The organism is Viridibacillus sp. NPDC096237 (genome assembly GCF_050278625.1).
Taxonomy (GTDB): Bacteria; Bacillota; Bacilli; order Bacillales_A; family Planococcaceae; genus Viridibacillus.
Window position 1 is genome coordinate 1 of sequence record NZ_JBNNTI010000032.1, and the last position, 14,351, is coordinate 14,351.

At 35.6% G+C, this 14,351-nt stretch carries 14 protein-coding genes and 2 pseudogenes; 8 read left to right on the forward strand and 8 right to left on the reverse strand.

Features of this window, described 5'->3' with window-relative positions:
• Positions 1–401: 401 nt before the first annotated feature.
• A complete protein-coding gene (locus ACQKMD_RS15895) occupies positions 402–1,169 on the forward strand; it encodes a GNAT family N-acetyltransferase (RefSeq protein WP_427753123.1) in 768 nt (255 codons plus the stop codon).
• Between the two features lie 479 nt (positions 1,170–1,648).
• On the opposite strand, the gene brnQ is transcribed toward ACQKMD_RS15895, so the two are convergent.
• Positions 1,649–3,001: a branched-chain amino acid transport system II carrier protein gene (gene brnQ / locus ACQKMD_RS15900; protein ID WP_427753125.1), complete on the reverse strand. Its 1,353-nt coding sequence runs from the start codon at positions 2,999–3,001 to the stop codon at positions 1,649–1,651.
• Positions 3,002–3,089: 88 nt separating this feature from the next.
• On the opposite strand from brnQ, the pseudogene ACQKMD_RS15905 reads away from it, so the two are divergent.
• A pseudogene (locus tag ACQKMD_RS15905) lies at positions 3,090–3,251 on the forward strand (methylated-DNA--[protein]-cysteine S-methyltransferase); the annotation flags it as partial.
• Between the two features lie 167 nt (positions 3,252–3,418).
• Here ACQKMD_RS15905 and ACQKMD_RS15910 read toward each other — a convergent pair.
• The 3 genes from ACQKMD_RS15910 to ACQKMD_RS15920 form a co-directional block, all read right to left on the reverse strand.
• Complete coding sequence (locus ACQKMD_RS15910; protein WP_427753127.1) at positions 3,419–4,051, reverse strand: hypothetical protein; 633 nt, start codon at positions 4,049–4,051, stop codon at positions 3,419–3,421.
• Between the two features lie 145 nt (positions 4,052–4,196).
• A complete protein-coding gene (locus tag ACQKMD_RS15915) occupies positions 4,197–5,627 on the reverse strand; it encodes a sensor histidine kinase (RefSeq protein WP_427753129.1) in 1,431 nt (476 codons plus the stop codon).
• 7 nt (positions 5,628–5,634) lie between these two features.
• Positions 5,635–6,333, reverse strand: a complete 699-nt coding sequence (locus ACQKMD_RS15920; protein WP_427753131.1) for a response regulator transcription factor — start codon at positions 6,331–6,333, stop codon at positions 5,635–5,637.
• Positions 6,334–6,482: 149 nt separating this feature from the next.
• Between ACQKMD_RS15920 and ACQKMD_RS15925 the strand changes: the two genes are divergently transcribed.
• Complete coding sequence (locus tag ACQKMD_RS15925) at positions 6,483–7,727, forward strand: RtcB family protein (RefSeq protein WP_427753133.1); 1,245 nt, start codon at positions 6,483–6,485, stop codon at positions 7,725–7,727.
• Between the two features lie 232 nt (positions 7,728–7,959).
• The gene (locus ACQKMD_RS15930) at positions 7,960–8,481 is read left to right on the forward strand and encodes an HPP family protein (RefSeq protein ID WP_427753196.1); all 522 of its coding nucleotides are present in this window, start codon (positions 7,960–7,962) and stop codon (positions 8,479–8,481) included.
• Positions 8,482–8,829: 348 nt separating this feature from the next.
• Here ACQKMD_RS15930 and ACQKMD_RS15935 read toward each other — a convergent pair whose 3' ends face one another.
• Complete coding sequence (locus tag ACQKMD_RS15935) at positions 8,830–9,312, reverse strand: hypothetical protein (protein WP_427753135.1); 483 nt, start codon at positions 9,310–9,312, stop codon at positions 8,830–8,832.
• A gap of 887 nt (positions 9,313–10,199) precedes the next feature.
• The gene (locus ACQKMD_RS15940) at positions 10,200–10,496 is read right to left on the reverse strand and encodes a hypothetical protein (protein ID WP_427753137.1); all 297 of its coding nucleotides are present in this window, start codon (positions 10,494–10,496) and stop codon (positions 10,200–10,202) included.
• Between the two features lie 209 nt (positions 10,497–10,705).
• Here ACQKMD_RS15940 and ACQKMD_RS15945 point away from each other — a divergent pair, with 209 nt between their 5' ends.
• From ACQKMD_RS15945 to ACQKMD_RS15960, 4 genes are read left to right on the forward strand one after another with little or no spacing between them, the layout of a single operon-like run.
• Positions 10,706–11,119: a BlaI/MecI/CopY family transcriptional regulator gene (locus ACQKMD_RS15945; protein ID WP_427753139.1), complete on the forward strand. Its 414-nt coding sequence runs from the start codon at positions 10,706–10,708 to the stop codon at positions 11,117–11,119.
• A 3-nt stretch (positions 11,120–11,122) separates the two neighbouring features.
• Positions 11,123–11,971 (forward strand): M56 family metallopeptidase, encoded by an 849-nt coding sequence (locus ACQKMD_RS15950; RefSeq protein WP_427753140.1) that lies wholly within the window; start codon positions 11,123–11,125, stop codon positions 11,969–11,971.
• A 52-nt stretch (positions 11,972–12,023) separates the two neighbouring features.
• Entirely contained in the window at positions 12,024–12,674 is a 651-nt protein-coding gene (locus ACQKMD_RS15955) for a DsbA family protein (RefSeq protein ID WP_427753142.1), read from the forward strand.
• On the forward strand, positions 12,664–13,068 hold the full coding sequence (locus ACQKMD_RS15960) for a disulfide oxidoreductase (RefSeq protein ID WP_427753144.1): 405 nt from the start codon (positions 12,664–12,666) through the stop codon (positions 13,066–13,068). The genes ACQKMD_RS15955 and ACQKMD_RS15960 overlap by 11 nt, the downstream gene beginning before the upstream one ends.
• 69 nt (positions 13,069–13,137) lie before the next feature.
• Here the strand turns inward: ACQKMD_RS15960 and ACQKMD_RS15965 are convergent.
• Both ACQKMD_RS15965 and ACQKMD_RS15970 read right to left on the reverse strand, forming a co-directional pair.
• Positions 13,138–13,348 (reverse strand): annotated as a pseudogene (locus tag ACQKMD_RS15965) (IS5/IS1182 family transposase); the annotation flags it as partial.
• A 247-nt stretch (positions 13,349–13,595) separates the two neighbouring features.
• The gene (locus ACQKMD_RS15970) at positions 13,596–14,351 is read right to left on the reverse strand and encodes an amino acid ABC transporter ATP-binding protein (protein ID WP_427753145.1); all 756 of its coding nucleotides are present in this window, start codon (positions 14,349–14,351) and stop codon (positions 13,596–13,598) included.

Sequence of the window (14,351 nt, forward strand, 5' to 3'; positions counted from 1 at the left end):
TACAGAGATAAGCATTTATTTAGAGGTAAGTATTATGACCACTACTCTTTTTCTTTGTTAAAAAGAGACTGGAATCAATTCTAAGGTTAATTCAATGATTCGACTAACGATCCCTTTAGTATGTGAATGATTGAACTTAAACTAATGGGGGCTTTAGTTCAATAAGAATTAAACAACTGTACAGTGACAAAAAAGGTGTTTAATTTACAATAGAGTTGTTGAAAGAATGACTCGCATTCTTTCAACAATCGGCCAGATTGTGGAGTAAATAAACAAGTGTGCTTTAAGTTTTCTGAAAATTATGGGAGGATATAAAAACTGTGAACATTGTTTTATTATATTTGAATTGCTCCTATAATAAAAAAGAGCGCGCGCTATATTTAATTGGGAGGAGCAAAGAAATGATTGCAAATCAACAATTAGTTATAAACAATCTTGAAGAAAAAATAAGAATATTCACTCATGCGGTTAATGGAAAGCTTATCAAAGAAGAAGATTTCGTTTTGGCGAATACAGAAATACCCACTGATACATTCAATGTACTTTTGCCGAAATCTTCACATATAAAAAATGCATTTAATATTAGAAGTAGCATCGAAAATATGTCTCTTAAAGAATATCCCTTTAGTACTTGGATTGACTCACGGTATTTGAACGCTGGTTGGCAAGACCTGATGCAAGAATACGACCTAAAAGAAGTAGAACGTAATGTAATGATGAAACTTGAAAATACACTTAATGTCGGTCAAAGAAAGTCCCATCAGCTTATGATTACTCATGTGAGAAATTTTGAAGAACTTAAGGAATATAAAGAGGTTTTTATAAGTCTATTTGAAGGTACACCAGAAAAAGATGCGTTAGTTAATTATTTTAATAAGTTTTCTGAAGTAAATTTAGGTTCAGAAATTCAAATGTTTATTGGACGCGTCGGTGAAATAACTGTATCTACTGGTTTACTAATAGATAGCAAAGAAAGTTATGGTATTTATGATGTTATGACAAAAGAAACATTTAGAGGTAAAGGATATGGCAGTGAAATGTTTCAATACCTTCTTACTCAAACAAAAGATAAACAAAAACCCGTTGTCTTACAAGCATCAGAGGATGGGGAAAATATCTATAAGCGCTTTGGATTTATAGATGTCGGAGAAATGGTTGTATTTGAATAAGGAGATTTCTTATTAAGCTAACGGGGCAGCATTCCTGTTTGAAAGATGTTCGGGGTCTTGAAAGAAAAAGAGCCCTCTAGTATGATGCATGAGTGTCAACGAGCATTGACCCATCATCAAACAAGGAGGACTCCCTTATGCATTCTAAATGGAATGACAAAATTAATCAAGTTACTGAAAATACACTCGTTGTCGGTATGGACATTGCTAAGCATGTTCATTACGCCTGCTTTGTCGATGAACGAGGGCGTGTGTAGGATCAACTTGGTCTTTATTTTTTTGAGCAACAATCTATACGCAAACATCCTTGTATCATTTATCAATAGAGATAGACGTACGAGGGAAAATAATCAATACAAGTTAACATTAATTTCGGTGAACCGTATCTAGTAAGTGAGGTTATTTTACAATAGGAATTATAATACGGAGAATAGAAGGAACCAGCATAGAAGCTATTCTAAGCTGGTTCCTAACTAGGGTTATTGAACAGCGGTTTTTTTAGCGCTCGTTGGCCATAAAAAACCGATAAACGCACCAACTAGAGCTGGTAAAATCCATCCAAGCCCAATATCGTAAAATGGTAAATAATCCATGTAGAATAATTTGATAGATTCGAATAAGGAGAAAGACGCGCCTGGTAAACTGTCGACTAACGCACTGTAACCGTCGAAGAAGCTTACACAAAAAGTAAAGAACATTGAGGTCGCGTAAACACTCTGCTTATGGCCGGATAACGATGAACAAAGGGCTAATACGATCAGAACGATGGCTAAAGGATACAGTAACATTAATACGGGGACCGCATATTGAATGATATTGTTTAGACCGAAGTTAGCAATGAAAAATGACATAAGACATAGTATTAGAACGTACAATTTATAGCTTATTTTCGGAAATGTTTGATTAAAAAACTCGCTGCAAGCCGTAATAAGTCCGATGCTCGTTTTTAAACAAGCTAGTACGATAATAATTGCTAATAAAATGGAACCGAATGATCCGAAATAATACTGAGCCACTGCTGCAAAGATTAAACCGCCATTATCATATGTCCCGATGGCCGACACGCTCGATGCCCCCATATAGGTAATGAGTCCGTAAATCAGCATCATCAGTACCATGGCGAAAATGCCTGATTTCCAAGTGGTTTTCGCGATCTCTTTCGGATTGGTAATGCCTTGTCCCTTAATCGCCTGGATGACAACAATCCCGAATGCGAGTGACGCAAGAGCATCCATCGTGTTATACCCTTCTTTAAAGCCTGTTATAAAGGCTAAGCCGCTATAGTTACCAGTTGGCTTACCGAAGTGACCCATCGGTTTGACGATGGCAATGACAATTAAGATGAATAAAAACACTAAAAACGCAGGAGTTAAATATTTGCCGATATAGTCGATAATTTTTGCTGGATTCAAAGAGAAAAAATAGACAATGGCAAAAAACACAAAGCTAAAGAGCCCGAGATATAAACTGCTATATGCTGGATTGATATACGGTTCAAAACCGACTACGAAAGGTACCGTTGCTGTCCGTGGAATCGCAAAAAACGGTCCAATGGTTAAGTAAAGTACCACTGCGAAGACGACTCCAAATAGTGGATGGACTCGACCTGCTAAATTACGCAATCCATTACTCCCAGATAAACCAAATGCTAAAATCCCCAAAAAAGGCAGTCCGATTGCAGTTATGAGGAAGCCAATTAATGCCGGCCAAAAATTCGTGCCAGCGAGTTGCCCCATTTGAATAGGAAAAATTAAATTTCCCGCACCAAAGAACATGCCGAATAGCATCGTACCAATGATGGCATAGGTAGAAAATGATATTTTTTGTTGCATACTTGTGCTCCTTTTAGAGAATTTCATCAATTTTAACACCTTTTTTAGGAGTTAGCCATAGCAATAAGAGAACGTACTATCCATTAGAGCAGTATGGAAAGCAAAAGCTGTAAGAACTGTAGGGAGTAAATGGTCAAAATAAGTTAAGTATCATCATCCCATGTCACAGAGTAATCAGTTCAAATGGGAAAATAAGAGTTATGTAGGAGGTTTGTGGATAATAGTTGCTTCAACATGTGAAATCCTCTAAAAAGGAACAAAAGAAATAATATGATTTTAAAAAAACTCATTTAAGTGGACAAGTTTTAAAAATAAAAAATAGCCTCATGAAACATGAGGCTATACCGATTCAAAAGATGTATAAAGTTAATGTTTCTTCAGAAGGCGAAAACTAACAGTGCTGGCCAAGCTAAAGGATCAATCACATCTATATTTAAATTTAGGTTCTGTCTGAATGTAAAAGGCATTTCTTACTTGCGCACACCAATTGGCAAAGGCGGATCTCCATTCGGGCGTTTTAAAGAATTGTTCAACAGTTTGTGTTTCAGAATGCCACACAATAAATAGATTGAGTGGGGCAATTCCTCCTGCCCAAATTCCATTATTTGCGTCGGTATCCTCTTCCCTAACTAATAATAAGGGTAGTCCAAATTGATATGCCATTGAGGGTTCTACTTGTGAATAAACGGATCCTTCCCAGACAGGAGTGGGTGGTGGGAGGGGGCCCGTATTGACCTCGACTGTTTCAACTTTAAACCGACGAAGGTTGACTGCCAACATTCCATAACTTGATGAAACTAACCGACGAATATCCGTTAAAATCGATTCGGGATAACTTTCGCTTAGAGGCAATGTACGCGGAAAAAGCAAAGCGTTCTCAATCTCCAAAATTAGACGGTTTAGAAACAGTTGTTGGTTGTCATTTAAATGCGTTGTTGTACTTAAAAATATGGGAATACGATAAGCGCGGTCAATGCACGCTTGATGTGCTGAATCTATATTTTCTTTATCTCTATCTCTGCGTGAAGCGTTATGTCCATCATGACTCATTTTCTCACCTGCTTTTTTTCTTAGCATATGAAAGAGGAATAAGGTGGATTGGACATAATAACCTAAATCTATTTAGACTCTTAACTCCATCTCCATCATTTCGTAGTCTGCGTAAGCAGGAAGCACAAACCAACATACACTGGTTCTAAAGTAATATTATAATTGTTGTGCCTTTATCTACTACACTAGATAAGTGAAGATCACCTTTATGAGCGAAAATAGTATCACGAGCAATTGCCATTCCGAGTCCAGTACCAAGTGTGTTTTTCGTATTTGATCCACGATAATAGCGTTCAAATACTTGTGCGATATCTTCAGGTGGAATGCCTCGACCATTATCAGAAATTGTTATGCGTGTTTTATAATATGAAGATTGTCCACTTTCAACTTGTTCACATTGTGGATAAGCGCTATCAATTTTTATTGTTACACACACTTTTTCATCGTTATGCACAAGTGCGTTGTAGATAAAGTTCAAAATTGCCCTTTTCAATAATTTTTGATCCACTTTATGCACGGTTTTATTCACATTATTAACAAACTCGACACGACGTTCACCAAATTGAGGATCATTCAATAATTCAATCGTTAGTTCACGAATAAAGCTCACGATATTAATATCTTCAAAATGCATAGGTAGTTGATGGTTACGTAAACGAGTAGTTAAGTTTAAGTCATCGAGTAAATCTTTCATATAGATAGATTTTTTCTCAATAATTGTTGTATATTCTTGTACTTCGTTAGTTGTGAGATTTTCAGCATCATCTTTCATCAATTCAGCATATCCTTGAATTGACGCAAGAGGAGTTTTCATATCATGGGATACATTACTAATCCATTCTTCACGCATTTGATCTAAGCGATTTTGTTCTTTTTCATGTTCACTTAATTTATTGGCAAGCTCATTTACATTAAGAAAAACGTCTTTATAAACACCTTTTGGTACGTTTATATTATTGAATTGTCGGTTACGTAGCTGCCCGATGAAATCGATCAAAGTGTAAAGTGGTTTTGTCAAATAGCGAGAAAATAATAACCCAATGATCAAAGCGATTAGTACATCTACAATTAAAAATGCTATTAAAAGTAGGTTAATAAATTTAAAAAATTGCGTATAATCATAGGTCAAAACATAACGTCCAACACCGTAATTTTTCATACCTATAAAATAATCCAAATCATCCATTGTACTAATATAAACAGTAGTATCTCCATCAACTTCTTTAAATTTATACATTTGCACTATTTCCATAGGGGAGTAGCTCGTAGCTAGATTATCTGGTGTTTCAAAAGCAGCAACTTGATGCCCATTAGAATCTAAAAATTGTACCCATGCATGCTTGTCCTTTAAAGCCTTTACACCTTCGTCATTCACAACAGGTAAGCCATTTTTTATCTCCACATATTGAGTGAAGGAACGTGTGAATTCTTCAGCAGATGTATCAGAAGGGCTTATAGCAGGATAGTTAGCTCGATTAAAGAGTAGTCCTACTAATAGCACAGTATTGATAATGCCAACAATAATGACAATCATTACAACTGACCATAAAAAACGCCCAGTTATTCTCCATTTCACTTTAGCATCACCCTTTACTATTTAATTTATAGCCAAGACCTTTAATGGTGATCAAGAATGTTGGATTCGAGGGGATATCCTCAATTTTTTCGCGTAATCGGCGTATATGCACCATAACTGTATTATCCGAACCGAAAAAATCTTCTCCCCAAACACGTTCAAATAACGTTTCCTTACTTAAAATTTGATTTGGATTATGGATAAAACAATTCATCAAGCCAATTTCCTTAGCCGTTAACTCAATTATTGTTCCATTTTTCTTTAATTCAGTACCATCAGTATTCATTTCAAAAGGTCCCACAATAATAGTTTTTGAAACTGGTTTCTCCTCAGAAAAACTTGCTCGTCTTAGTTGCGCCTTCACCCGATATGCTACTTCCTTAGGGCTAAATGGTTTTGTAATATAGTCATCCCCACCAATTGCAAGTCCTAAGAGCTTATCAATCTCTTCATCCTTCGCAGACATAAATAAAATGGGAACATTTGATACCTCACGAATTTGTTTGCACAAATCATAGCCTTCACCATCAGGGAGCATAATATCTAGTAGCACTAAATCAGGTTTTACTTCCTGGAATTTGACCCAACCATCGTGAATAGTTCCAGCTGTTATAACATTTGAGAAACCTTCTTTATGTAACACTGTTTGTAGCAAATTTGCCAAATCCTCTTCATCATCTATTAATAAAATACATTGTGTGTTCATTACAAAACCTCCTCGGCATAAAATTTTAATAATGTAAGTATAGTATACACATCCATTTTTCACTGCATATCATAATTCCAATCATTCACCTTCTATGTTAAAATAGCCCAAACTACACCGGCGGAAAAAATTACAAGGAGATGACCCAATTGATTGAAGTACAGGGACTGCATACAAATGCGAAAATATTCTCTCATATTAAGCAGGATAAAGCAGTAGAACAAGTTCAAGAATTATGTGACCAACCATTTTTACACGGTGCTAAAATCCGCATTATGCCGGATTATCATGCTGGAAAGGGTTGTGTTATTGGTACAACTATTGTGCTGAAAGATAAGGTTGTACCAAATTTAGTAGGAGTCGACGTGGGATGTGGTGTACACGTTACAAAAATCGCACCTATCGACATTGATTTCCAAAAGCTTGATGATACCATAAAACAATACGTTCCATCCGGTACTAATTTACATGACAACGGCAGTATTCGATACGTCACAAATAATTTTCCAAAGGCAAAGCAATTTGTAGCTTCTCATATTCTAAATGATGAAAGAAGTAAGCTTAGCCTCGGTACATTAGGCGGTGGCAATCATTTTATAGAAGTGTCTCAAGATGAGGACGGTTATCTTTATCTATGTATTCACACTGGGAGCCGCTCAGTAGGTGCTAAAATCGCAACATACTATCAAAAGTTAGCATATGAAAAAATACAGCTCCGTGACGTATCAGAAATAGTCGTTACTTTGAAAGAACAAGGGCGCTTTCAAGAAATTCAACAAGCCCTTAAGCAATATCAAAAAGAAACAACAATTATTCCGAAGGATCTTGCGTATGTACAAGGTGAGGATTTCCAAAATTACATCCATGATATGAAACTTGCACAGCAATTTGCGAAAGAGAATCGTCGTCAAATCGCGCTATCTATTATCGAGCATTTAGATTTTGAAAAACATATCGTTGAAGAATTTGATTCCATTCACAACTATATCGATACCGATAACATGATTTTACGAAAAGGAGCTATTTCTGCGCAAAAAGGGGAACAACTCATTATCCCGATTAATATGCGTGATGGTTCCATTATTGCCTATGGAAAAGGAAATGAAGATTGGAACAATTCCGCCCCACATGGAGCAGGGCGCATTATGAGTCGTACTCAAGCAAATAAAAACTTAAATCTTGAGGATTATCAAAAAACAATGACTGGTATTTGGACATCATCAGTTAATAGGGAAACACTGGATGAAGCACCAATGGCTTATAAACCGATGGAAGAAATTCTTGAAAATGTCCAACATACTGTAGATATTAAAACGATTATCAAACCGGTTTATAACTTTAAAGCAAGTGAAAGTGAGTGGCCATCATATCGTCGTAAGAAACGTTCTAAGTAAATTTCAATAAGAAATGGAACCTGTGCTAATGTTACTTCGTATAATATGTTAAAGAAGATTTCAGAGAAGTATTTGAATTATATATTAATCACTAATAAAGAAGAAGATATCCCTTGTGGATATCTTTTTTTAGATTAAACAGATGATAAGATTATTAATATGAGTAAAAATAAATTCTAATATACCATTCACGCTAGTAAAGAACGTTCTAGCAATATAAATAAAAATATTAATACTCCTTTATTATTCAGCTAGCTGTAGTAAAGTGATTAATGCGAGAGGGAAACAACTTGACACAAATTGGAAAGATATAATGATGGCATTAATTGGTTGCTATATCACAATCTTTGTACTCCTTGAACTAACTCAAATGACTAATACACTTTGGTTCATGGCACCATTTGGCTCGAGCTGCATACTAGCCTTTGCACTTTGGAATGGACCACTATCACAGCCACGTAATATTATTGGTAGTCATGTATTATCAAGTGCAGTTGGTATCATCATGCTGAATCTTTTTGGTAACGAACCATGGGCCATTGCTCTTGCAGTAGCTATCGCTATAGCACTTGTCATGATTACTAAAACAACACATCCACCAGCAGGAGCAGATCCCGGTATTATTATATTGGGAAACTACAGTTGGCATTATATTATTACTCCCGTATTAATAGGTTCACTAATAATTGTTATTTTTGCACTTATAATAAATAACATGCGAAGCACAAGAGAATATCCAACTTTTTGGTGGTGATAAATTCTACCTGAAGAGGGTTGATAATCTCCGGAGTAAAATTTTTAGTAGGAAGTAATTATAGAATAAATAATAATAGAAAATTCATAGCAAATCCGACATTGCTGATTGATTGGCAAAATGTCGGATTTTTTTTAAAAATAATCAAAAAAAGAGCAGCTAACCGAGTGTTAGAAGCTCAAAAACAAGTTTATACTCACATGAAGTTCGAAATCTACCGAACAAAAAAATCGATATAATTACCGAACGATTGAAATATTATCAAATTTTAGTGGTTGAGTCAACCCTTGGAAAGGTTGCTTTTTACAAAAAATAAAGGAGCTTCTATGAAAGAAGCTCCTACTACATTCAATCATTTTTATTAGATGGCTCTGATTTTTCATAACTAAAAACGGCCACAATAATATATAAAAGTACAAATAAAATAATAGAACCCGTCCATGTTACATCAATACGACTAAAGCTCATTACTAATAAACTTTTAAAGAGGATAGCACAAACAGCAGTTTGTACGATATAACTAATCATTGCCACCGGTTTAGACCAAAGTAGATTGAAGCTCGCAACGACAAATAAATTTATGAAGTCCACTAAGAACATCATTGCGGCAATCAGTAATAAAAACCAACCGAAATAGAAACCATTTCTATACCAATGCTCGAAGATTTGTATAGATGCTAAATCATACTTAGCAAACAAATTATACAAACCATAAAATCCAAATAGCGGCACAGTCGCTACTAAAAAAAGTGCAAGCAATAATATCATTATCAAAATTAGAAGTGCTGACCATCCAGATACACGGATTTTTATTTTCCTATTTTTAAACATAAAACCCTTTTTCACCTACTCATGACGCAAAATATGCGCCTCTCTTTAACCCGAAACTTATATTCTCTATTCATTTCTTATCTTTTATTATAAATCAGGAATGCTCACATTGCACCTGAATGCTTTATAAGAAGTATTAGAGGATAATAGAGTGCCCATGAATGATGGTAGAACAATGAGGTAATGTACTATTAAAAAGATTCTTGTGTGGTGGCGGAAATAGTTGTCTTTGCAGTTGCTTATAATTACAAGCTACAGCTTCTTTTTTTTAAGTTAAATCCTTAAAATATCTAGGCTCTCTCAGCTTTCCAAAAGCATAATCAATAAACGTTATTTCAGGTTTTCCGAAGCTTACCGCTCGCTTTCCGCGGGCGAGCGCCGAGCCGCTTCGTCACTACGCTCCTGCAGGGTCTCGTCTGTCTCGCTAATCCCGCAGGAGTCGAGCGGACGCTTCTTCAAACCAATAAAATGCTACCTTCTATATTTTTATCAACTCATTCATTGAAAGTAAGAATAACCTTGGGGTGAGGGAAAATGATGACTAGAAACCAAAATCATGAGCGCGACCAATTAGAGCTAATTACAAATGAGCAACTTGTTCCATAAGACCATTTAGTTCGCACATTGGGTGCTGCATATAATACACCTTCAATCACAATGAAAGAAGGATATCGCTAATATAAATCTAATCCTTTAAAGTGTAAAAGTTGGTACTTGTAGTGTACTACTCTAAATAATAATAAAGATCTATTTAGGAAAAATAAGGGGGATTTTAAAAGCAGTTGGAATGAGCTCACTCACTGTCTTTTGTCTTCAATCTAGAGCAAAAGGCTGCTCCTCCGTATTTAATTATGGAAGCAGCCAGTATCTATAATAGAAAAGAATTTTCAGCTACGTATTTTTTTATACGTTTGAATAAAATGAGTAGGGTCCACTTCGATTTCAAACATAAATACACCTTGGTTCGTATGCAAATAAAATAAACCAGAGCCACTAGAGAAAGGTTTATATGACATGTCATGAATATGTTCTAATTTAAATATGTTTTTAGCAGTTGAAACTGAATCGGCGTATAAATGTATGTGATGAGTAGTTCGTTTTGTTGTTTGTTCAAACCAACCTGTAATACGTTCTACTATATGATATGTGATTGCGCAGATAGATGAGTTATTTGGTTCAATCATGACGATACCTCCAATCTTATGCTGCCCATGATAGAAAATCCATACGCATATCTTAACAGTTTTTTTCTAAAAAATACTCTCTGAACTCGGAAATGTAATAAATTTTCAATATGTTTTTATAACTTTAAGATGATATATGATTTTCGGAGGACAATTCTTGACTGGATATGAACGTAACACTACAATGGGTAATGTGAGGTGATTACATCGTGAGGATTCGAAAATTTAAAATGAACGAAAGTGGGTTGAATCGCTTTTTTGGCCCGTTAGAAGCAAAGATTATGGATATCCTATGGAACGATGTAGAAATGACTATCAAAGATGTACAACAAATACTCGATCAAGAAAAATTGACGAATTTCAACACAGTCATGACAGTGATGAATCGATTAGTTGACAAGGGAATTCTCCAAAAAAAAACAAAAGGTAGATCTTCTTTGTATAAGCCAGTTCTCTCAAGAAAAGACTTTTTGAATACACAATCAAAGGAAATGACCAATGAGTTAATGGACGAGTTTGGTAATGTAGTAGTTAGCCATATGTTGAATGCATTAGAAGATGTCGATGATGATCTTGTAGCTATGCTCGAGGAAAAAATCAAAGAACTGAAAAAGGATATGTAAAGTATGCATAAACGTCATTCGTCTACCATGCTCATAGCTTCACTGGTTATTTCGGGAACAATTTTTTTACAAATGGTTTTGTATTTCGTCGCAAAGCTTGCTGGTTGGAACGTTCAATATAATATCGTTGTAACTTGTCATAGCTGGTTGAAAATAATTGGATTATCCTCACTCGACTATATACTTGATATGCTCGTCATCTATACGTTAATTTTGATATTGTGGAAAATAGGATCTCAATTCTATCATGCTATTCGTATGAAGAGGAGATTTAAGCAATATAAAGACTACATGCTTACAATTGATATGAATCGTACTTATTGCAAAGGAAAAGATGTATTTATCGTCATATCGCATCCCACACCAATAGCAATTACGATGGGATTCATACATCCTAAGATCATTCTTTCAACAGGATTGATGAAGCTATTAACTGAAGATGAATTAACTGCTGTCATTTCACATGAGATGTATCATAAAGAACACCGTGATCCTCTTAAAATTTTTTTAATGGCACTTTGTTCGTCCACGATGTGGTATATTCCGATATTAGACTGGTGTAATCAGAACTATAAAATCGTGAAGGAATTACTAGCGGATGAATATGCGATTGAAGAACAACAGACTTCTGTAAACCTAGGGAGCGCCTTGTTGAAGATGCTAAAAGTTAGCAAACCTGACAAAATGCCGTTTACTTATGCATCATTTGCAGATACTTCTGTCAATTATAGGATTGGCCATATAATAGACCCGTTAAGGGAAATCCATTGGAACCTTCCAGTGAAGATGTTACTCATATCTTTAACAATATTTAGTTGCATCTGTGCATTATTTATTTACGCCTTGGCGTAAATTTTTTACCCCATTACACTACGTTACGTAGTATGAATTAGGAGTGTTTTAATTGTCTAAGAAAATATTTTGGTTTGTAGGTGTCATAGCAGTTTGTATCGTAGGTATCGTTTTTTTAACGAAATCATCAGAAAAGTCGGCGGAAATCGATTATAAAGGGCAGCCGTTTTTAGGTAAAGAATCAGCACCAGTTAGTATTGTTGAATTCGGTGATTATAAATGTCCGAACTGTAAAGATTTTAATGATCAAATGGTCCCTGTTATTTATAAAGACTTTGTTGAAACAGGGAAAGCTAAGTTTTACTTTATGAATTATTCTTTTATTAATATCGATTCAAATCGATCTGCTCAATTTGCAGAAACGGTCTATAAAGAACTAGGAAATGAGAAGTTTTGGTCTTTCCATGATCTACTTTTCAGTAAACAACCAGAGGATTTAAAGTATGAAAAAGTAGACTTATATACAGAGGATTTCTTAAAAAAAGCGTTAGCTGAAGTGGCTACTGAAAAAGAAACGAAAAAAGTAGTGAAAGCTTTTGAAGAAAATAAGGGACAAGAAGCATGGGATAAGGATATGAGTATAGCAAAGAAACTTGGTGTTCAATCAACTCCGAGCATCTATGTTAATGGCAAGCAATTCACTGGTAAAACATATGATGATTTTGCGAAAATGGTGGAAAAGGAGGCCGCTAATGGTAAATAAATCACTTCTCTTTGCTTGGGTAACCTCAATTATAGCTATGATGGGAAGTTTGTTTTTTAGCGAAAAAATGGGCTTTATACCGTGTACGCTTTGTTGGTATCAGCGTATATTAATGTATCCACTTGTCTTTTTCTTAGGGATGGCATTTTACCGAAATGATAAAGAGATTTATAAGTATGTACTTCCGATGTCAATCATTGGGATGTTGCTTTCTGGATATCATTATACGTTACAAAAAATACCTGCAATGCAGGAATTCAGTACATGCACAAATGGCGTACCTTGCTCAGGGCAATATATTAACTGGCTAGGATTTATAACGATTCCGTTTTTAGCATTTATAGGTTTTACATTTATCACAATTTCGATGTTAGTATTATGGAAACGTAAATAAATGAAATAAATTACGCCCGCCTCCAAATAGAGATGGGCGCAGACTGTAGTCAAAGAAATTCGAGTTTATCTACGGTCTTTTTATTTTAAATAGCTTCAAAATAGGTTTCAAATTCACCGCAAATATTGTTGTAGCTCCTTGGACTTCCAGGTCAAATGTATCCATGCGTATTTTTCAACTCTCTATTTTTCGCTAAGTCTTTGAATCTTTTCGTTTCTTGAAAAGCTCCTTCCTCTTTATGTTGGGATGATTTTTTGGAAATTGAATCCCGTTTTGCTTTTGGCATATAGTTGATTGGAGTGCAGGCGGGGACTCCTTGGGGAACTAGCGAACATCTTGAGACCCCGCAGGAGTGTTAGCGACGAGGAGGCTCAAGGTTCGTCCCCAGTAAAGCGTCCACCGGAACGGAAATTAATGGCATTAAAGAAAAAATGGCAGAAACAATTAATCGTTTCCGCCATGGCTAAAATTCATTTTAGGGACTTTTTCAGTGCTCTCCAAGTAGAGGTGGGCGTTTTTTTGATGTATTAAATATAGAAAGTATAATCCTCAGGCAGAACACGTTTTAAAAACTTCTTCGTGCGCTCTTCTTTTGGTTTGACGAAAATTTCGTGAGGGTTACCTTCCTCAACGACAACACCCCCATCCATGAAGATGACGCGATTAGCTACATCCTTAGCAAAGGACATTTCGTGGGTTACTACAAGCATAGTTGTGCCTTCATTGGCGATATTCTTCATAACAGTTAGTACTTCACCAACAAGCTCTGGATCTAGGGCGGATGTAGGCTCATCAAAAAGAATGATATCAGGATTCAAAGCAACTGCACGTGCAATACCAACACGTTGTTGCTGACCACCCGACAGTTCGCTTGGGTACGCATCATATTTGTCGGTAAGGCCCACTTTACTTAAAGCTTTTTTACCGATTTCAATGGCTTCGTTTTTTGGCACTTTACGTCCAATAATAAGACCCTCTATGACATTTTCAAGCGCCGTTTTATTGTTAAATAGATTGTAGTTTTGGAAGACGAAAGCAATTTTTTTGCGAATAGCATGAATATCTTTTTTCTTTGCATCATGTAAATCGACATCAATTTCTCCAAAAGTGGCATGACCTTGATCCGCTTTTTCTAAAAAGTTAAGGCAACGTAGCAATGTTGTTTTACCAGATCCACTAGGGCCCAAAATAACTACAACATCGCCTTTATCAATGGATAAATCGACACCTTTTAATATTGCATTTTCACCAAACGATTTATGTACATTTTTAATACTTAACAT